17 protein-coding genes are annotated in these 20,541 nt (G+C 67.1%); 9 read left to right on the top strand and 8 right to left on the bottom strand.

Annotated features, from left to right (window positions below; all coding sequences use genetic code 11):
* Positions 1-138 precede the first annotated feature (138 nt).
* The 8 genes from NJLHNGOC_RS00905 to NJLHNGOC_RS00870 all read right to left on the bottom strand — a co-directional run bounded on the left by NJLHNGOC_RS00905 (position 139) and on the right by NJLHNGOC_RS00870 (position 9,172).
* Positions 139-1,659: an NADH-quinone oxidoreductase subunit D-related protein gene (locus NJLHNGOC_RS00905; protein WP_165837812.1), complete on the bottom strand. Its 1,521-nt coding sequence runs from the start codon at positions 1,657-1,659 to the stop codon at positions 139-141.
* Positions 1,656-2,885 (bottom strand): hypothetical protein, encoded by a 1,230-nt coding sequence (locus NJLHNGOC_RS15815; RefSeq protein ID WP_165837811.1) that lies wholly within the window; start codon positions 2,883-2,885, stop codon positions 1,656-1,658. Before NJLHNGOC_RS15815 ends, NJLHNGOC_RS00905 begins: the two co-directional genes overlap by 4 nt.
* Positions 2,885-3,445 carry a hypothetical protein gene (locus tag NJLHNGOC_RS00895; RefSeq protein WP_113594672.1) on the bottom strand — a complete coding sequence of 187 codons (561 nt, stop codon included), beginning with the start codon at positions 3,443-3,445 and terminating at the stop codon, positions 2,885-2,887. Before NJLHNGOC_RS00895 ends, NJLHNGOC_RS15815 begins: the two co-directional genes overlap by 1 nt.
* Positions 3,445-4,410, bottom strand: coding sequence for a hypothetical protein (locus NJLHNGOC_RS00890; protein ID WP_133258653.1), 966 nt, complete (start codon positions 4,408-4,410; stop codon positions 3,445-3,447). Before NJLHNGOC_RS00890 ends, NJLHNGOC_RS00895 begins: the two co-directional genes overlap by 1 nt.
* On the bottom strand, positions 4,407-6,182 hold the full coding sequence (locus NJLHNGOC_RS00885) for a proton-conducting transporter transmembrane domain-containing protein (protein WP_113594670.1): 1,776 nt from the start codon (positions 6,180-6,182) through the stop codon (positions 4,407-4,409). The genes NJLHNGOC_RS00890 and NJLHNGOC_RS00885 overlap by 4 nt, the downstream gene beginning before the upstream one ends.
* Before the next feature lie 92 nt (positions 6,183-6,274).
* Entirely contained in the window at positions 6,275-7,126 is an 852-nt protein-coding gene (locus NJLHNGOC_RS00880; RefSeq protein ID WP_113594669.1) for an aldo/keto reductase, read from the bottom strand.
* 77 nt (positions 7,127-7,203) lie between these two features.
* Entirely contained in the window at positions 7,204-7,647 is a 444-nt protein-coding gene (locus NJLHNGOC_RS00875) for a DNA polymerase III subunit chi (protein WP_113594668.1), read from the bottom strand.
* Positions 7,648-7,702: 55 nt separating this feature from the next.
* Entirely contained in the window at positions 7,703-9,172 is a 1,470-nt protein-coding gene (locus NJLHNGOC_RS00870) for a leucyl aminopeptidase (RefSeq protein WP_113594800.1), read from the bottom strand.
* Between the two features lie 206 nt (positions 9,173-9,378).
* On the opposite strand from NJLHNGOC_RS00870, the gene cysQ reads away from it, so the two are divergent.
* From cysQ to rsmA, 9 genes are all read left to right on the top strand, one after another.
* A complete protein-coding gene (gene cysQ, locus NJLHNGOC_RS00865) occupies positions 9,379-10,164 on the top strand; it encodes a 3'(2'),5'-bisphosphate nucleotidase CysQ (protein ID WP_113594667.1) in 786 nt (261 codons plus the stop codon).
* Entirely contained in the window at positions 10,161-11,132 is a 972-nt protein-coding gene (locus NJLHNGOC_RS00860; RefSeq protein ID WP_113594799.1) for an L-threonylcarbamoyladenylate synthase, read from the top strand. The genes cysQ and NJLHNGOC_RS00860 overlap by 4 nt, the downstream gene beginning before the upstream one ends.
* A gap of 39 nt (positions 11,133-11,171) precedes the next feature.
* The gene (locus tag NJLHNGOC_RS00855; protein ID WP_239021243.1) at positions 11,172-11,807 is read left to right on the top strand and encodes a hypothetical protein; all 636 of its coding nucleotides are present in this window, start codon (positions 11,172-11,174) and stop codon (positions 11,805-11,807) included.
* Positions 11,804-13,276, top strand: a complete 1,473-nt coding sequence (locus NJLHNGOC_RS00850; protein ID WP_113594666.1) for an FAD-binding oxidoreductase — start codon at positions 11,804-11,806, stop codon at positions 13,274-13,276. The genes NJLHNGOC_RS00855 and NJLHNGOC_RS00850 overlap by 4 nt, the downstream gene beginning before the upstream one ends.
* 107 nt (positions 13,277-13,383) lie before the next feature.
* The gene (gene lptF / locus NJLHNGOC_RS00845) at positions 13,384-14,544 is read left to right on the top strand and encodes an LPS export ABC transporter permease LptF (RefSeq protein ID WP_113594665.1); all 1,161 of its coding nucleotides are present in this window, start codon (positions 13,384-13,386) and stop codon (positions 14,542-14,544) included.
* Positions 14,541-15,656 (top strand): LPS export ABC transporter permease LptG, encoded by a 1,116-nt coding sequence (gene lptG / locus NJLHNGOC_RS00840; protein ID WP_113594664.1) that lies wholly within the window; start codon positions 14,541-14,543, stop codon positions 15,654-15,656. The genes lptF and lptG overlap by 4 nt, the downstream gene beginning before the upstream one ends.
* Positions 15,656-18,166, top strand: a complete 2,511-nt coding sequence (locus tag NJLHNGOC_RS00835; protein WP_113594663.1) for an LPS-assembly protein LptD — start codon at positions 15,656-15,658, stop codon at positions 18,164-18,166. Before lptG ends, NJLHNGOC_RS00835 begins: the two co-directional genes overlap by 1 nt.
* A gap of 23 nt (positions 18,167-18,189) precedes the next feature.
* Entirely contained in the window at positions 18,190-19,578 is a 1,389-nt protein-coding gene (locus tag NJLHNGOC_RS00830; RefSeq protein WP_113594662.1) for a peptidylprolyl isomerase, read from the top strand.
* Between the two features lie 11 nt (positions 19,579-19,589).
* Positions 19,590-20,444 (top strand): 16S rRNA (adenine(1518)-N(6)/adenine(1519)-N(6))-dimethyltransferase RsmA, encoded by an 855-nt coding sequence (gene rsmA / locus NJLHNGOC_RS00825; RefSeq protein ID WP_113594661.1) that lies wholly within the window; start codon positions 19,590-19,592, stop codon positions 20,442-20,444.
* Positions 20,445-20,541 lie beyond the last annotated feature (97 nt).

Genomic DNA, 20,541 nt, shown 5'->3' with positions numbered 1-20,541 from the left:
CCTTTCTTCCCAAAGGACTATTGGAGAAGGAACACCTAAATAACTCACTGAAATCATAAAAAGTTTTTGGTGAAGCTTTTTGCAAAAAGCTTCAAAAGACATCCTCCGTCTGAAAAAAGGCGCCCCCGGAAACTTCCATCACAGATCCGCGCCCGCAGCCGACAGGCCGAACGAACGCATGATGACCGCCATGTCCGTATCATACGCACCCCGCATCGCAACCTCGGAGGCCAGCATGTGGGCAAGGGCGGGATCGCATATCCCGACATCGCGGACCCGTCCCGCCTCCATCCTGACCCAGTAACGGATCGCCCCGCGCGGTCCTTCGGCCCAGCCCATCCCCTCGCCTGCGGTCGGTGGCACCGGCGCACGGATCGGGGTCGCACGGGTCTGCCTTTCCATTTCCCCAAAAATCCGCAGGGAGGTCCGCAGCGCGACAAGGCGCATGCGCATACGGGCGTCCACGTCACCTGCCTGTTCCACGCCCGCGGGGATCCATGCGTCACGGTATCCAGGCGTGACCTGCCGCACGTCCCCCTCCCGCGCCGAAGCATGCGCGACCACGCCGCTGACACCCAGTTGCCGCGCCACGTCGCGGGGAAGAACCCCAAGCCCCCGCGCCAGGCCGCCCAGCCCGCGCGGACGGCGGTACAGTTCCTCCAGTTCCGCACAGGTCGCGTGCAGCCACTGGCGGAATGTTTCCTCATGCGGGGAAAAACCGGACGCGCCGGCCCCGCCGTGGCCGAACGCCACGATATCCATCAGCATGCGGCTGCCAAACGCCATGGCGCAGATTTCCTGCACATGTTCGCGCGCCTGTTCGCAGGCCCGCGCCAGTCGCAGGTCGTCGGCCGCGTTCGCGACTGCGGCAATATCGAACAGGGTGCTGGCGACCCGCTCCATTTCCGCGAACACGACACGCGCGGCGATGGTCCGCCCGTCCACCATCTGCGCCGTGGCACTTTCCATGGCGCGGGCCAGCGCCGCCTGGTGCGCGACGGTGGCCGCCGCGTCAATCCGCCCCGCCAGCCGCAGGGCCTGATCGGGGGAACAGCCCCGCATCCCCGCGCATATCCCGCGATGGGCATATCCCATCCACCATTGCGCATCGATGACGCGCGCCCCCGGCACCGCAAGGCGCAGGTAGGCGGGGGCATGAAAGCCGCCATCGGCCGGTCCGTATTCGCATATCGTGCCGCCCGCGCGCGCGACTTCCGCGATTTCGGGGAATTCGATCACGCCGCCCGCCTGCACCGGGACCGGATGTTCCGCCAGCGGCCACGTCACCCCCCATACCCCATGATCCAGCCACGGACGCAGGTCACGCGCGTCCAGTGCCTCCACCCCCCACAGGTCGTGGATCACCCGTTCATGGGGGACCGCCGCCGGACAGGCACAGGACAGGCCCCAGTAACGCCGCATCTCCACCGGGGTGGAAAACACGACCGCCTGACCATCACGCAGGGCCAGCATGGCGAAAACCGCCTCCCCATCGCACCACATGCCCACGAACGATGACGGATCGGCCATCAGGCAGGCCAGCAGGTCACGACGCCACTGCTCCTCCCCAAGGGAAAAGCGCCACGGGCTGTCCTGCTCCGCCCGGCATCGCGCGACCAGCGCCGCAAGGTCGCCCGCGCTGTCATCATGCGGCGTCATTGTCCCCCTCCATGCCAGGCCACGACCAGCACGCCCCCCGTCAGCAGGACCAGCAGGGCCAGCCCTGTCGCATTGCGCGCCATCACGTCCCGGGCCATCGCACCGTCTGCCGAGCGCATCTGACGGACGCTCCGCTCCGGCGCATCGCCACCGCGCGCCTGCGCCGCCACCAGCAGAAGCCACAGGGCAGGCAGCAGCACGATCACGCCCCATACCGAAATCCGCGCCACGGCCACCAGCGTCATCATCATGGCCACGAACGGCATGCCGGGGGGCAATCCGGCGCGGATATGGCGAAACAGGACCGGCCACGGCAGGGATCGCGGGCGCAGCGGCGCGGACAGGCATACCGCCATCAGGGCCAGCACGGACGCCCTGATGCCCACCGGGCCGCCCGCCCCCACGCCCGCGACCGCCAGCCCGATCCACGCCAGCATGACGCGCCCCTGCGAAAGCGGCGCCTCCTGCCCTTCTTCCGGCCCCTGACCAAGCCGCAGCGACAGCGCCGCGGACCAGACCATCAGGCAGCCCACGCCAATCATCATGGCCTGCAATGTCATCGCGGCTCGATGCGCATCGAGCGAGACGACCGCCCCCGACAGCAGGTACAGGACCGGCGCCACCGATGCGATGCCCATTGCATCGTCCCGCCCGGCCGGCAGCGATGTGCCGAACAGCCCGCATGCCCCCAGCAGCCCGCCCACCAGCAGCACCATGCCCAGCCCGTCCAGCGGACCATTGCCCAGCGGCGACAGCACCAGCGCCCCGGCCTGCGCCATGACCAGCCCCGTGATGCCGCCATGAAAGATCCGCCAGCCCCTGCGCCCCCGCCCGTGACGCAGCGACAGCGGCACGGCCCGGACCAGCATGCCCCCCCCCAGCAGCGCGATGGTGACATCGACATCATCCACCGCCATCGCGGCCATGGCGTTGCCCGCCACGCACTGCGCGACCATCGCGTCAATGCGTTCATGCCATCCCCAGGCGCAGGGTCGGGCGCGCGGCACCATCACCACCAGGCACAGCAGCACCGGCGGACACAGCAGCATCCCGTCGCGCGCCTCCATCCCACGCGACCACCACCAGCCGATCGCCCATGCCAGTTCCGCCACCGACAGGACCGCAGCCCGCGTCCGTTCCCCCCCGCGCGACGGCACCGCAAGCGCCAGCGCCGACAGGTAGGGCCAGCAGACCGCCATGCCCAGCCATAACGAAAGGCCCGCCATCACCATTCCCCGCCATCCGCCGCATCACGCAGCAGCGTCACGCGGATCATGAAAAGCAGCGCCCCCAGCAGGACGCAGCCCCCCGCGACCGCCAGCCCCCGCCCCGCGATCCCGGCCAGCAGCAGCCAGCCATCCAGCGCACAGGCCAGCGCCGCGCACTGCCGCGCGCGTTCGCGTTCCACCGTGGCCGCCACCAGCCCGCACAGGATCGCGGACAGGCCGGCAACGACTTCAAGCCGCCCCTGAACATCCAGCGCATCGGCCGGCACCGCGATCGCCACCAGCGTCACCATCAGCAGCCCGCCGCCCAGACGCAGCATCAGCGCATGGGGAAAACGTTCGGGACGGACCCGCGTGCGCAGGTTCCACGCGACAAGCCCGCTCAGAACCGCACTCGCCATCGCGGCGGGCGCGCAGGTCTGCCACTGCCCCCCGCCATCCCACGCGACCACCAGCAGGCAGGCAGCCGTCAGGACGCCATGCCATGCCAGCATCACCCCGCCCGCATCCGAACCGAACAGCGAGACGAACACCACGACACCCAGAAGCAGCACCAGCATCAACCGAATTCCCGACCGGCAAACAGCAGGACGATGGCAAGGCACGCGCACAGCAGCGCCAGGCCCGCACGCAGTCGCGCCACCTGCCCGGAGGCCATGACAAAGGTCCGCAGGCACGCCACCACGACACACAGGCCCATCGTGCGCATGGCCCACAGTGCGATGGCAAGCAGCATGTGCGCAAGAAGCCCGCCATTGCCCACGCCATCGGGGATGACGATGGCGTCCGGCCACAGCAGATCGCCCGCCAGCGTGATCCACGCCAGCGCCAGCAGATCGCGCGTGAACAGCATGACGGCACGATCCGGCCCGGCGAGGTTGTCGGTCATCATCGCAAAGGCACGATCCATTCCCGCCGCGACACGATCCACCCCGATCAGGACAAAGGCCCCACCCGCCAGCGCCAGCGGCCCCCGCACCCCGGCACTGTCATCCATGAGACGCATGAAACGCACCATCCCGCCCAGCGTCCCGCCGGGGACCGCCATCCCCACGACGGCGACCGCCACCACAAGGGCCGGGGCAAGCAGGACCGTCCCCGTCATGGCAATGACGGCCTGCCGTCCCTCCCGTCCCTGCCCCGACGCCAGCCCGACGGAACATGACACCACCTGCGCCCCGAACAGCAGCCCTGCGATCACAAGGAAATCCGACGTCCCTTCATCCATCATTCCCAATGAAAACGACGGGACCAGCGCCGCCGCCGATGCAACCATCGTCAGCGTCATCCACGGCACGAACGCGGTTATCCGCGCGCCGGCAGCCGCACGCATGCCGGTCTGCCGCCAGATCCGCACGATCTGGCCCCATCGCGACGCCGCCGCCAGCGATGTCCGCTCCCCCATCATCGCGCGGTGACACCACAGGGTAAAACGCGCGCACAGGGGCGCCATCAGCACCATCAGCGCCAGATGCACCCCCGAGAGCAGAAGCGCCTGCATGTCCGCCGCCAACGCGCCCATCATGACAGCCAGCACAGAAGGGCGACCGCCACGCCCGCCACCGCCAGCAGCAGCATCGGGGCGGACCGCGCGGCCGCATCATCGGAAAGCCATTCCGGGGGCAGCATCATGCGTCGCGCGGCCAGACGCCGCAGGCGCAGCAGCCGCCTCCACGGGGCCTGCACCCCTTCGGGCCAGCCGACCATATCCAGCACAAGACGCACGAAGACACCCGCCCCCACCTGCACCAGCGGATCGCCGAACGGCATCCATGGCGGCGCAGACGGAGCCCCCTGTTCCCATGTCGCCACCTGGCGGGTCGCCGCCACGCCACGCAGCCGCCACAGCATCCAGACCACCAACCCGATCCCCGCCAGCAGCATGAAGGAATGAACCGGCAGCATGACGGCCGCGCCATCGGGCGACGGCAGCGCAAACAGCGACATCCGCGCGGGCATGCCGTCCTGTCCCTGGCGCGTCACATGGCCCAGCGCGGCACCCGCAAGACGGAACCACGCACCCGGCATGACGGAGATCGCGCATGCCGCCGCCACCCCCAGCGCACATCGGGCAAGGACCGCGACCGCGGGATCGGACGCCCCCGCGCCACGCGGCGTGCGCGGCCGCCCGCACAGCACCACCCCCACCAGCCGCCCCAGCGCCAGCAGCCGCAGCCCCCACCCCGTTCCCATGACGATCAGGACGGCGGCCACCGGGATTTCGCGGGCAAGGCTGTCCGCATGAGGCAATGCATTGAACAGCCGCAGGACCATCCACGACAGGGAAAACCCGATCAGCGGAGGCACGCCGCCAATAACCAGCAGCGCAACCGACAGCAGGGCCGAAAGGCGCGGCATCAATGCCGCCATTCCCCCCAGATGCATAAGGACCAGCCGCCCGGCCTCCACCTCCATCGCATCGGCCAGCGCCAGCAGCGCGCCCCATGTCAGCGTGCCCGCCGCCATCACCAGGAACAGGCAGGCAGCAGCCCCGTCCAGCATTTCAGGCAGGTCGTTGCCGCGCGCCACCAGCCCCAGCCCCGCCAGCAGGACCGGCAGGACCGCCATGCCGCCAAACAGGCCGCACAGCACGCGCCGCACGTCGCGCGCCACCAGCGCCCGCACCGCCGCCGCAAGGAACAGGCCCGCGGCAATCGCCACCAGCGCATCGCCCCAGCGTTCGGACAGGACAGGAATATCGGGATAATCGGCCAGCATCCGCAGCCACAGATGGCATCCCACCACGAAACCCGCGACATCGACCATGCGCAGCGCCGACAGATGCCGCCGCCCCCCGCCCGGCCGCCATGACAGGTGCAGCAGCGGCCATGATCCCATCAGCACCGCGACCGGCAGCACGCAGGCCAGCTGCGTCCCCCCCAGCGTCAGCGGGTCCATCACGGCCAGCATCGCCATCCCCAGCAGCCCGCCGGTCCCATGCCCCGGCCGCATGACGCGATCATGCAGCATGACAATGACGCAGGCCCCGGCCAGAGGAGCCACCAGCGGTCCGCCGCCCACCGCGAACGCCGCCGCCAGACAGGCGGGCGCCCCGCCCTCATGCGCATACAGCCCGACCACCCCAAGCAGCAGCAGCGCCGACAGCGCCAGGGCATCGGGATGAAAGATCCCCGCCACGGCAGACGCAAGGCGGGGGGGAACCTCATGCGCGCCGGCCGAAGGCACAAGCCCCGCCAGCGTCGCCGCCATCACGACCACCCAGCCCAGACGGCAGGCACGCGCGCATGGCGTCCGCAGCGCGGGCCAGGCACGCGGCACGACCACGCACGGCAGCATGACGCCCAGAACGGCGAGAAGGACAATACTGGTAATCCGACCTGCTCCTGCCCGCGATGGGGATCATCCCCGCCCGCCGCGTGATCGTACGATCAGATCATGGCAAGGGAAACCTTGCGACGCGGCGGCGGGATCGCATCATCAATCTCCGCCAGGTCGGCTTTCGTCAACTCCAGCGCGGCGGCAGCGATGTTTTCGCGCTGATGGGCGGGCGAACCCGCCTTGGGAATCGCAAGCAGGTCTGGCTGGCGAAGTACCCATGCCAGCGCGACCTGCGCCGGCGTGGCGGGGCCAAGCGCCGTCTCGTGCCGGGCCGCGACCCTGCGCAGCACCGGCGCGCGCAGAAGCTCGCCCCCCTGACCCAGCGGGGAATAGGCCATGGTCACGATCCGTGCCTCCCGGTCATAGGCCAGCAGGTCATGTTCGACGCCGCGATAATCAAGGCTGTAGAGGATCTGGTTGGCGCAGCACGGATCCGGACTGGCAATGCGCGCAAGTTCGCGCATGTCATCGACATCGAAGTTGGAGACCCCCCACGCCCGGATCATCCCCGCGCGCATCAGGTCCTCGAACCCCGCCACGGTTTCCTCCAGCGGGACCGAACCGCGCCAGTGCAGCAGATACAGGTCCAGCCGATCTGTCCCCAGCCGCCTCAGCGACGCGGCGCAGGCATCATGCACCCCCTTGCGCGACGCGTTGGAGGGCAGGACCTTGCTGACCAGATACACATCATCGCGCCGGCCGGCGATCGCCTGCCCCACCAGGCGTTCCGACCGTCCGGACCCGTACATTTCCGCCGTATCGACGACCCGCAGTCCCGCGTCCAGCCCCAGCTGGATGCTCTGTATCTCGGCCTTGCGACGCCCGTCGTCATCCCCAAGGTTCCATGTGCCCATCCCCAGTGCGGGAACGGTAATGCCATCGGGAAATGTAACGTCTTTCATGCTGCGCGGCCTTTCCTTGCTTTGCTGTTCCGCCTGCGGACCATGACCGCCACGATCCCGCCTGTTACCTGCGTATCTTACTTGCGCGTCCACCCCTTCGCCTGCTGCTGCCAGTAGGTCAGGGTATGCCCGGCCTCCCGGCAGGCGACCCAGCGGCGCCTCGCGGCGGCGACGGCCTGTTCGTCATGGCCGTCGAACAGGTCGAACACGCGCTCGAAACGCGCCTGCCCGTCATATGCCACGCCATCGAGAAGAAAGAGGAAGGTCGCGTCATTGGGCACGTCCTCCCCCGCGGTCAGCCAGATCGGCTGCCAGCTTCCATGTCCCGTCGCACGGGTGCCGTGCGGCAGCCAGACGGGGTCGTCCGCGCGCCACAGCACGTCATCGAACCACTTCACCCGTTCTTCGCTGCCGCAGCGCACCACGGCGCGATGACCGGCATCCAGCGTCCGCCCGAGCAGGGCAGGCAGCGCCTGCTCAGGCGTGGAACGCGTCAGATGATAAAAACCGATCTCCGCCATGGAGTTCCTTCCCAAGTCCTGCCCTGTCCGGGCAGCAGCCATGACTCAGCTTTGCTCAGCTTTCGTAATGTTCGCGCACCAGCCGGTCGAGCAGCCGCACGCCATACCCCGTCGCCCCCTTGGGGATACAGGCCGTCCCCTTGCTGGCAAAGGCGGTCCCGGCGATGTCCAGATGCGCCCACGGCACCTTGTTGACGAAACATTCGAGGAATTTCGCCGCCGTGATCGAACCGCCCGCGCGACCGCCGATATTCTTCAGATCCGCGATATCCGAACGCAGCAGTTCGAGATAGGACGCGCACATCGGCATCCGCCACAGCCGGTCACCCACCACTTCGCCCGTGGCGGCAAGCTGCTGCGCCAGCGTGTCGTCGTTGGAGAACAGGCCCGCGCGTTCATTGCCCAGGCTTACGACGATCGCGCCCGTCAGCGTCGCGAGGTCGATCATGAAACGCGGCCTGAAACGTTCCTGCGCGTACCACAGCACGTCCGCGAGTACCAGCCGTCCCTCCGCATCGGTGTTGAGCACCTCCACCGTCTGGCCGGAGGCCGTGCGCACCACGTCACCCGGACGCTGCGCATCGCCCGACAGCATGTTTTCCACCAGGCCCACGACACCCACGGCATTGACGCGCGCGCGCCGCCCGGCCAGCGCCGCGATGGTGCCCACCACGGCGGCGGCCCCGCCCATGTCGGTCTTCATTTCCTCCATGCCGGCGGCGGGCTTGATCGAAATGCCGCCCGAATCGAACGTCACCCCCTTGCCGATGAAGGCGACCGGCGCCTCGTCCGTCCCGGCGCCGTTCCAGCGCATGATGACGGTGCGCGGCGGGACGGAGCTTCCCTGCCCCACGCCCAGCAACGCGCCAAAGCCCAGTTCGTGCATGGCATCGCGATCCAGCACCTCGACCTCCACGCCAAGGTCGCGCAGCCTGAGGATGCGGGCCTCGAACGCGTCGGGGCGCAGCATGTTCGCCGGTTCGTTGACAAGGTCGCGGCACAGCGTCACGCCACGCGCCACGGCGGACAGGCCGGCCCACGCAGCTTTGGCGGAGGCGGCATCGGCGACAAGGATGTCCACCGCCGCAAGCTTCCATGCCTCCCCCTCGCGCCATGTCGTGCGATAGGTATCGAAACGGTAGGCCCCCAGCGTGGCCCCCAGCGCCACATGCGCCGCCAGTTCGGGCGACAGCGTATCGGCCGCCACGACCGCGCGTTCCGTCACCTTGCCCAGCGCACCGGCCACGGCACCACCGGCCTGTTCCGCCGCGCGCGCGTCAATCCCCTCGCACGGGCCAAGGCCGATCAGCACGACGCGCCCGAAATCCGCGCCCGGCGCCAGCACCACGCAGGAACTTTTCGCGGCAAAGGTGAAATCGGCCGCCTTTGCCGCGCGCGTCAGCGCGCCGCCCGTGGCCGCGTCCGCCTGGGCATAAAGCGCGGAGGGAGCGCCATCGGAAGGGGCCAGAATCGCCAGCACGCCGCCCTGCGGCAGGCGGGAATCAGAAAAACCAGTATCGAGCATGAAGCCATCGCTCCGCTTGAGAAAATAAGGGACATCGTGACACGAAATCACGCGCCGGGCACGGGGATCCCCCTGATCCGGCGGGAAAAAACTTCCCCACCCGCCGCCATTGCATGCCCGTGGCCCTTCCCGCGCGAAGGGTACGAATGCATGTCGCGTCGCATAAACGCATGACGGCGCGGCATGAGTAAGCTAATGCCATCAGCATGAACATACCATCCTTGCCCGTACATGATGACGCGGCCCTGCTGGATCTGGCGGTCCGCCTTGCGACGGAGGCCGCCGGACTGATCCGTGACATCCGCGCGCGCGGGTTCGTCACGCATGTCAAAAGCGATGAGTCCCCCGTGACCGAGGCCGACCACGCGGCAGAGACGCATATCCTTGCCGGGCTGCGCGCGGCGGTCCCCTCCATCCCCGTCATCGCGGAGGAAGAGGCGGCAGCGGGCATCGCGGTGGAGGCGGGCCGGACCTACTGGCTGGTCGATCCGCTGGACGGTACGCGGGAATTCGCGGCGGGACGCGATGACTTTACCGTCAATATCGGGCTGGTGCGCGATGGCGCGGCCGTCCTCGGCGCGGTCGCGCTGCCGGCATATCATCAGGTCTATGCCGGGCGGGTGGGCCACGGCGCATGGCGGCGCGACAGCCACGGCCAGCATCCGATCCATGTCCGCCGCCCCGCCCCGGCGGGTCTGGATGTCCTTGCCTCGCGCCATTATGCCGATGATCCGCGCCTGAAGGACCTGCTGGCGCAACAGCCGGTCGCCAGCATCCGTAACATCGGATCGGCCGCCAAGTTCATCCGCGTCGCGGAAGGACAGGCCGACCTGTACCCCCGGCTGGGCCCGACGATGGAATGGGACACCGCCGCGCCGCAGGCGGTGCTGGAAGCAGCAGGCGGCAGCATCACCGAATTCGATGGCACGCCGCTGACCTATGGCAAGGCGCAGTGGCGCAACCCGCCCTTCATCTGCCGTGGCGCGCGATGACACGGCGGCTGGTGGCGGATGAGGCGGGGATTGCCGTCGCGGCGGATATCCTGCGCGCGGGCGGCCTTGTCGCGTTCGGCACGGAAACCGTTTACGGGCTGGGGGCCGACGCGCGCAACGCACAGGCCGTGGCGGGCATTTTCGCGGCCAAGGAACGTCCCGCCTTCAACCCGCTCATCAGTCATTTTCCCGACGCCGCGACCGCCTTCGAACATGCGCAGGCAGATGAGCTTGCGCAGAAGTTGGCGCGGCGGTTCTGGCCCGGCCCGCTGACGATGGTGCTGCCCCGCACGTCCACATGCGCCATTTCCGACCTGGCGGGGGCGGGACTGCCATCGGTCGCGGTGCGCGTGCCCTCCGGCGCGGTGGCGCGCGCGCTGCTGGCGCGTGCCGGCATCCCCGTTGCCGCCCCGTCGGCCAATCCGTCCGGGCGGGTCAGCCCGTCCACCGCCGCCCATGTCCTTGCAGGGCTGGAGGGACGCATCGACGCCGTGCTGGATTCCGGGCCATGCGCGGTGGGCGTCGAAAGCACGATCGTCGACCTGACGGGCGCGCGTCCCGTCCTGCTGCGGCCGGGGGGCATCACGATCGAGGCCCTGCGCGAAATCTGTCCCGATATCGCCCTGCCCCACGCCACCTGCGACGCGCGGCCCGCAGCGCCCGGGCGCCTGTCGTCCCATTATGCCCCCGCCCTGCCGGTCCGGCTGGAGGCGACGCATGTTGCCGCCGACGAGGCCCTGCTGGCGTTCGGCCCCGAACTTGCGGGCAGTCAGCTTGTCTGGAACCTCAGCCCGACAGAAAAGCTGGACGAAGCGGCGGCGCGCCTCTTCGCCGGGCTGCGGTTTCTTGATATGGAAGGGCACCGGCGCGGACTGCGCGCCATCGCGGTCCAGCCCGTGCCGGCGCACGGACTGGGGGCGGCCATCCGCGACCGCCTGGCCCGCGCCGCCTGTCCCCGTCCACGATAACCCGATGCTGTGCATGACCCGATCCCGGCGATACCTGACATGAGCGATAGCCTAGACCCCAAGGAACTCAAGATCCTGTCGGATATTCTGGCACTGGTGCTGGAGGATCATGCCGGGCAGTCCGAAAATGCGCTGGCGGCCATCCGGGCGCGGGCGCGCAAGAACCAGGTGACCGGCGGCGCGCTGAAGAACCTGTTCCAGGCCATCGCGCCCAATCCCCCCAAGCGTCCGCCGCCCAAGCCCCGCGCCCCGCGCGGCGGGCGGACGAGTGCGGCGGCAGCGCGTGAAATCCAGGATTCCCACGCCCGCATTTCCGAACTGACCGACAGCATCCGCAAGCTTGACCTCGCCCTGCGCGACAGCCGCGCCAGTAACGAAGCACTGCGTTTCGAACTGTACCAGACGCAGCAGGCCCGCGCGGAGACACAGGCCGCCCTGTCGCAGATACAGGCGCATCCGGTGGCCAGCGCGCGGACGGGACGCCGCTCGACACTGATGCTGGCGCTGACCATCGGCACGCTGGCGGGCATCGCGATGACGGAGCTTTTCCACACGCTCGACAGTTCCCCCGCGCAGGCCAGCGCCTCCTACCCCGCGCTGCAGCGCCAGAGCCACGCGCAGCTGCCCGCGCCGCCATTCAGCCAGAACCAGATTTCAGGAATCCTGCCCTCATGACCGCCGCAGCCCCCGCCCCCGCCGATCATACGCGCCTGCTCGAACAGCTTGCGGACGTGCTGGGTCCTGCGGGCGTCCTGACGGCGGCGGACGATATCGACCCGTTCTGCACCGACTGGCGCAACCTGTATCATGGCCGGGCGCTGGCGGTGCTGCGCCCGGCTGATACCGACGCGCTGTCGGCGGCGGTGCGGCTGTGTGTGGCGTATGGCGTGCCGATGGTGCCACAGGGCGGCAACACCAGCATGGTGGGTGGCGCGACCCCCGATGACAGCGGCCGCGAAATCGTCATCTGCATGTCGCGCATGAACCATATCCGCGGGATCGACCCCCATGAAATGACGATGGAGGTCGAGGCGGGGGTTCCCCTGAAGGTGGCGCAGGATGCCGCGCGGGACGCGGGGATGATGCTGCCGCTGTCGATCTCTTCCGAAGGGTCGGCGCAGATGGGCGGCGTCCTTGCGACGAACGCGGGCGGCAACAACACCGTGCGGTACGGCAATGCCCGCGAACTGGTGCTGGGGCTGGAGGCGGTGCTGCCCGATGGGGAGGTGTTCCACGGCCTGCGCCGGTTGCGCAAGGACAACACCGGATACGCCCTGCGCCAGCTGTTTGTCGGTTCCGAAGGGACGCTGGGCTTCATCACGCGCGCGATCATCCAGCTCCAGCCCGCGCCGAAGGAGGTGGAGGTCGCCCTGTGCGCCGTCGGGGATGCGCAGGGCGCGCTGGCGCTGTTCAGTGCGTTCCGCGCGCTGGACCCCGCCCTGATCCAGGCGTTCGAATACATGTCGGGCACGGGCATGGCGCTGGTGAACGAACTGATCCCCGGCGCGGCCCTGCCGCTGGAGCAACCCGCACCCGCCTATGTGCTGGTGGAACTGGCGACCCCCCGTCCCGATGCCAACCTGCGCGAGTTCATGGAAGGCGTGCTGGCCGATGCGATGGAAAATGGCATCGTCACCGACGCGGTCATGGCCGAAAGCGAGGGACAGCGCACGAACCTGTGGAAACTGCGCGAGGAGCATGCGGAGGCGCAGAAACGCGCGGGCGCGAGCGTGAAGAACGATGTCTCCGTCCCCGTATCGCGCGTGCCGGAACTGATCGCGCGCGCCACCCGCGCGTGCGAGGAACTGATCCCCGGCATCCGTCCCGCGCCGTTTGGCCACCTGGGCGATGGCAACATCCATTTCAATCTGGTGCAGCCCACCGACATGTCCGGCGATGCCTTTCTGGCACGCGCGCACGACATCATGGACACGGTGGCCGATATCGTGCGGGACCTGGACGGGTCCTTTTCCGCCGAACACGGGGTGGGGCAGCTCAAACCCTACATGATGGCCGAATGGCGCGGCGGAGCGGAACTTGCGACCATGCGGCGGATCAAGGCGGCGCTTGACCCGCAAAACCTGATGAACCCCGGAAAAATCTTCCCACCCGCCGCATCCGCCCCCGCGTCAGGCGCCGCGTGAGCGTGGCCGGCGGGACACCCCGGCGAGATGACCACAAAATACAAACTGTTTCAGACGAGTACGGTAACACACCTTTTTATGCATCGCGATGAGAGCTAGACAGGGGCATGCCTGTCGCCTACCCCGTCACCCAACGCTTTTCCACGCGCCTGTCGATTCTGGACCGCTATGTCCTGCGGCAGCTGCTGCTGGCGCTTGTCGCGACGACGGGGGCGCTGGCTGTCCTGATCTGGCTGACGCAGTCGCTGCACTTCGTATCGCTGGTGGTGGGGCGCGGGCTGTCGCTGCGGGTGTTCATCCAGCTGACCAGCCTGCTGATCCCGTCCTTTGTCGCGGTCATCCTGCCGATCACGACATTCGTCGTGGTGCAGTTCGTCTATCAGCGGCTGGGGTCGGACCGTGAACTGACGGTCATGCAGGCGGCGGGCCTGTCGCCGTTCATGATGGCGCGTCCGGCCCTGCTGTGCGCGGCCATTTCGACGCTGATATGCTTCATGCTGAACCTGTGGATCGTACCGGCCTCGTATCACGCCTTTCGCCAGTATGAATACCAGATCCGCAACAAGATGGCGGCCTTCCTGATTCAGGACGGGGTATTCACGCAGGTATCCGACAACATGACCGTCTATATCCGCACCCGTGATGAAAGTGGCATGCTGCATGGCATCATGGTCGAGGACGACCGCCAGCCCGACGCGCAGGCCACCATCCTGGCGGAGGAAGGCAGTCTGGTCATCATCAACGACCAGCCCCGCGTGGTCCTGTTCAACGGGTCGCGGCAGGAAATCGACCGCAAGACCGGGCGGCTGAACGTGCTGAGCTTCGCGCGCAACACCATCGACCTGACAAGTTCCCATGGCCCGCATGCCCGCCAGCCCGATGCAAACGAACTGCCGCTGTCGGAACTGCTGCACCCCAACCTGCGGCAGTTTTCGCCGCGCGACGAAAAGAAGATGATTATCGAGGGCTGGCGCCGCCTTGCCTCGCCCTTCTGCGCCTTTTCCTTTGCCATGATCGGGCTGCTCAGCGCGCTGGGGGGCGGCTTTTCGCGCCACGGCAACATCACGCGCCCCGTGGCCGCGACGCTCGCGGTGGTGGCGATGCAGTCGCTGACGCTGCTGGTGCAGAACCTTGCCAGCCGCAACCTCGCGCTGGTCCCGCTGATGTGGGTATGCGCCATCGTACCGGGTCTGGTCTGCCTGGCCATCCTGTTCTGGCCTGAACCGGGCGGCCGCCGCGCCGCGCCACGGGCGCAATCGCCGCAATGAACTTCGCCCTTACCCTTTCCCTGTATATCGCGCGGCAGTTCACCTATGCCGTGCTGGCGGTGATCGCCTTCCTGACGGGGCTGATCACGCTGTTCGATTTCATCGACCTGCTGCGTCGCGTCTCCACCCGTCCCAATGTGCCGGCCTCCCTCGTCAGCGAGATCGCGATGCTGCACATTCCCTTCGCCATGCTGGAGATCCTGCCCTTTGGCGTCCTGCTGGGGGGGATCATCTGTTTCTGGCGGCTGGCGCGTTCCTCCGAACTGGTGGTGGCACGCGCGGCGGGGATTTCGGCGTGGCAGTTCCTGACGGGGCCGGTCGGGTGCGCCGTGCTGATCGGCACGCTGTCCACCACGGTCGTAAGCCCCCTGTCATCGGCCATGTACCGCCGCGCGGAAATCCTGGACCAGCAGTACCTGCGCGACAATACGGGCAAGGCCCTGAACATGAGCGGCGGCACCCTGTGGCTGCGCCAGTCGGACAACGGCCTGACCGATCATGGCGTCGCCATCATCCATGCCCGGCATGTGAAGCTGCAGGGCAACGTGATGCGCATTTCCGACATCAGCGTCTATCGCCTTGACGGTCACGACCGCATGCTGGCGCGGATCGAGGCGGGACGCGGCTATCTGGGCAACGGGCGATGGGTGCTGGACGAGGCCCGCCTGCTGCGCCCGGATGAAAACCCGGTGGACATGGGGCATATGACCCTGCCGGCCGACCTGACGCTTGCGGGGGTGCAGGACAGCTTTGCCTCCCCCAACACGCTGTCGGTATGGGCGCTGCCGGGGTTCATCAAGCTGCTGAACCATTCGGGTTTTTCCTCCATCCGGCACCGGCTGCGGTTCCAGAGCCTGCTGACCCTGCCGATCCTGTGCGGCACGATGGCACTGGTGGCGGCCGGATTTTCCATGCGCCCCGCCCGCCGTGGGGGCGTCGTGCGCATGATCAGCCTTGGCGTCGGGGCCGGTTTCGCCCTGTTCGCGATTTCCAAGATCGCGGCGCAGTTCGGTGAATCCGGCGCGCTTCCCCCCGTTCTTGCCGCATGGGCGCCCACCGGGGCGGGGCTTTGTCTTGCAGTTTCGCTACTTCTTCATCTAGAGGACGGATAATGGCCCGTCCCTCCCCCTTTCCGCGCACCGGCGATAATGAGCGCACGCATCGTGGCCCGCCGCGACGCCTGTCGCGCGGGTGGCTGCTGTCGGCGACGATACTGGGGGGAACGGTGCTGGGGGGGATGATCGGGGGGCTTGCGCCGGGCCTGCATTCCGCGCGCGCGGCCACGCAGTCCCCCACCACGCAGTCCCCTGCGGCACAGGCGGCGCCCGACGCGTCACAGAGCCTGCCTGCAGCCAGAACCGCCTCGAGCCGCAGCCGGCATGTCCGTTCGCAGGCGGCCCAATCGGACAGCCCGGCATCCGGCAAGGCGCAGGGCGCATCCTCGCCTGGGACCGTATCAACGGGCGAGCCGGTGACCTTCCAGGCCGACCATGTCGCCTATGACAGCAAGAACGGCCTGGCGATCTGGACCGGCAATGTCCAGATCTGGCAGAACGACCAGATCATGCGCGCCGACAAGGTGGTCTATGACCGCAATACCGGCGTGGCCTCCGCCACGGGGAATGTCGCGCTGGTCGAACCCGACGGCACGGTGATGTTCACCAGCTATGCCGAACTTAGCAACGGCATGCGCGATGGCATCATGAGCAAGATGTACGCGCAGATGGATGACAACGCGCGCATGGCGGCAAACGGCGTCCGGCGCACGGGCGGAAAGGTCAATGACCTGACACGCGTCGTCTATACCGCGTGCGAACTGTGCGAACGTCATCCCGAACGCGCGCCGTTCTGGCAGATCCGCGCCTATGACGCGTCGCACGACCTGCAGCATAAGCGCATCGAGTTCCGTGATGCATTCGTCGATTTCTTTGGCGTGCCGATCTTCTATCTACCTGCCTTCTCCATGACGGATCCGTCGGTACGCAGGCAGAGCGGCTTCCTGACGCCGGGCTTTACCCCGCATAACCGCTATCTCGGCACGTACGTGACCATCCCGTACTACTGGGTGATCGACGGTCAGTCGGACCTGGTGGCCGAAGGGCTGTTTTCCACGCGCACCGGCCCGCAGCTCAGCGCGCAGTACCGCCACCGCTTCAATTTCGGGCACCTCAACCTGCGTGCCGGCATCGCCTATGATACCCATCACGACATCAACTATACCAACACCTTCGGCCAGGATGTCGAAAGCAAGGACAACCATGGCGTTCAGGGATACTTCTTCGGTTCGGGGCAGTTTTCGCTGAACAAGACATGGCGGCTGGGCGCGCACATCAATGTCGCCAGTTCCGCGAACTACATGCGCGATTACCGCATATCGGGATACGGGCAGGATACCCTCAACTCGAACATCTATCTTGAGGGATTTGGCACCGGATCGTATTCGCGCATCGATGCGCAGGCCTATCAGGGACTGAACGAGGGCGTCATCCACAACCGCGACCTGCCGTGGGTCCTGCCGCGTTACACCTACAGCTATTTCGGGCAGCCCGATGCGCTGGGCGGGCGCTTCAGCCTCGATACGACGGATTTCTATGTCTATCGTGAAAACGGGACATCGGACCAGCGCGGGCAGCTGACGCTGAACTGGGACCGGCCGTTCCGCAATTCGCTGGGGCAGATATGGGACCTGACGCTGCATGTCGAATCGGCCATCCACCGCGCGACGCAGCTTAACGAACAGCCAAACTATGCCCGGACCACACGCAGCCAGGTCGCGGGCGAGGTCCTGCCGACGGTGGCGCTGAAGCTCAACTGGCCCTTCCTGCGCACGTTCAACCATGGCCGGGGCACGGAAATCCTCGAACCGATCGCACAGGTCATCGCCGCCCCCAATACCGGCAACAGCTCATCGCGCTATATCCCCAACGAAGACAGCCTGACCTATGAATTCACCGACCAGACCCTGTTCGCGCTGAACCGCTATTCCGGCACGGACCGCCTTGACGGGGGGCTGCGCGCCAATGTGGGGCTGCATACGAACTGGACATGGAACGGCCACCAGATCGATGCGCTGATCGGTGAAAGTTTCCAGGAACATGTCGAACATGACCGCATCCCCTATTCGGGGCTGAGCCACCACCTGTCCGACGTGGTGATGGGCACGCGCATCGTGCCCAACCGCTTTTTCGATTTCGATGGCAAGATGCGGCTTGACCCCTATGCCGGGCGGGTCGATTTCGCCGATGCGCTGGGAAGCGCGGGGTTCAAGTATTTCCGCGTCAACGGGGGCTATATCTATGAACCCGTGACGCCTTACTATTATTACGCAAATAACCCCTATTCCTCCTCCCCGCCTTCGATTTACTATAAGCCCATCAGCGAACTGACATTCGGCGCATCGACGACGTGGGACAACTGGCACCTTGCGGCCTATATCCGCCGCAGCCTTGCGCGTCATCAGAGCGTGTCCGTCGGTGGGGACGCGGGATACCAGAATGACTGTTTCGGCATTGATGTGATGTACCTCAAGCAGTACACCACAATTGGTGGTCAGCAGAGCAATTCGACCGTAATGTTCTCCCTGACGTTCAAGACCATCGGTTCGTTTGGCATGAATGGCTGATGATGCGTGAAAGATTGATCTGAATGCGTTGGTTTTCCGCTATCCGTGGCAGTGTTCCTTCCCGTCGCGCGGTCCGGCAGGCGTTCCTGATGGGCGCTGGGCTGATGATGACATCGGCGATGGGCGCGGTCATTGGCCCGGACGCCCACGCGGCGGGCACGCATCACGCGCGCCACAAGGTGGCAGGCAATCCGGAAGCCGAGCCCGAGAGCGAGGATTCCATCGTCGCCATCGTCAACGGGTCGGTCCTGACGAAACGTGACGTGGATACGCGCGGGCGCCTGTTCGCGCTGTCCTCCGGCCTTGACGTCAGTGACGATGTCATGAACCGGCTGCGGCCGCAGATCGTGCGCCAGCTGATTGACGAACGCCTGCGGATGGAGGCGATGCTGGAACGGCACATCAATGTGCCGGTGGCGCAGATCGCGGCTGCCATCTCGGGCATCGAACACCGCAACAACATGCCGGAAAATTCCCTGCGCAACCAGATGGCGCAGGACGGTGTTTCGCTGACCACCCTGATTGACCAGATCCGCGTTCAGGTCGGCTGGTCGCAGGTGCTGCGCATGGAAACCGGTTCGCGCGGCCGCATCACCGCCACGGAAATCCAGCAGCGTATCGACGCGCTGAAGCGCGAGGACGGCAAGCCACAGTACATGATCAGCGAGATCTTCGTCCCCGTCGAGGATCCGCATCACCCCGAGACCGAGCTGAAATTCACCGAGACCATCATCCAGGAACTGCGCGAGGGCGCACCATTCCCCATCGTGGCGGCACAGTTTTCCCAGAGCCAGAGCGCGCTTGAGGGCGGTCTGCTGGGCTGGACGCAGGAAGACAGCCTTGACCCCGAGGTGGTCGAGGTCGCGCGCAAGATGCCTGACGGCGCGATTTCCAACCCCATCCGCGTCGCGGGCGGCTATGTGATCGCCACCGTCAACAGCCGTCGCACGGTGGGCCATGAAATGGCGACCATCGTGTCCATCCGGCAGGCTTTCCTTCCCTTCACGCAGCCGCTGAACCCGCAGGACCCCACCGATCAGCAGAAGCAGACGCTGGCGCAGGCCAACGACATTTCCGGCAAGGTGAAATCCTGCGACGAGCTTGAGACCCTGAACAAGAAATTCGGTGAAAAGCATCCCAGCGACCCGGGCGAGGTGCGCGTGGACCGGATGAACCCGCAGATGCGCGCAGTGCTGGACGAACTGGCCGTTGGACAGGCCAGCCATCCGCTGGTGTCGATGGATGGCATCGCGGTGCTGATGGTCTGCAAGCGCGAGGAACGCAACGTCGCGCTTCAGACCCCCAGCGAGATTGCCGACCAGCTGCTGAATGAACGTGTGGAGCAGACATCGCGCCAGCTTGACCGCGACCTGCATCGCCGCGCGGTCATCGACATGCGCTCCAAGTCCTGATCGCCGCTGGCATGACCCTCCCTTCCCCCGGCGTCGCGCCGCAGGAGTCCCTGCGCGACGTGATCGCGCGCCACGGCCTTGATGCCCGCAAGTCGCTGGGACAGCATTTCCTGCTCGACCCCGGGATAACCGGCCGCATCGCCAGCATGGCCGGCAGACTGGAGGGCGTGAACGTGGTGGAGGTCGGCCCCGGTCCCGGCGGCCTGACCCGCGCGTTGCTACAGACCCCGGCCGCAAGCGTGACGGTGGTGGAGGTCGATCCCCGCGCCATCATCATCATGAATGAACTGGCGGCATCCCATCCCGGCCGCCTGCATGTGATCGAGGCCGACGCCATGCGTCGCGACCTGTCCACGCTGTGCCCCGCGCCGCGCCAGATCGTCGCCAACCTGCCCTATAACGTCGGAACCCCACTGCTGATCGGGTGGCTGCGCCAGGCGACATGCTGGGCGCGCCTGACGCTGATGTTCCAGCTGGAGGTGGCGCAGCGCATCTGCGCCTCGCCGGATTCGGACCATTACGGGCGTCTGGCGGTGCTGTCGCAATGGGTCGCGCGGTGTGGCATCGTCATGACCATCCCACCCGGCGCGTTCTTTCCGCCACCAAAGGTCCACTCCGCCGTGGTGAACCTGATCCCGCATGCCAGCCAGCCATCAGCGGCACTGTTCCGCGCCATGGAACAGGTCACCGCTGCGGCGTTCGGACAGCGGCGCAAGATGCTGCGTGGCGCATTGCGCGGCATCGGCGGCGACGCCCTGCTGGAGGCGGCGGACATCGCGGGCAACCGCCGGGCGGAAACACTCGACATCGCAGATTTCGACAGGCTGGCCCACGCCCACCTACAGCGCCTGTCCCCCGCGACGTAAGGGGCCGTCCCGATCACATTACCCATGAAATGACAGAAGGCCCGGCGGGACATCCCGCCGGGCCTTCTGCCTTGCATGAACATCCGGCCCATCACAG

The organism is Novacetimonas cocois, from assembly GCF_003311635.1.
GTDB lineage: Bacteria > Pseudomonadota > Alphaproteobacteria > Acetobacterales > Acetobacteraceae > Novacetimonas > Novacetimonas cocois.
The sequence above is the reverse complement of the archived record's forward strand: the minus strand, read 5'-3'. Positions and strand labels throughout refer to the sequence as shown.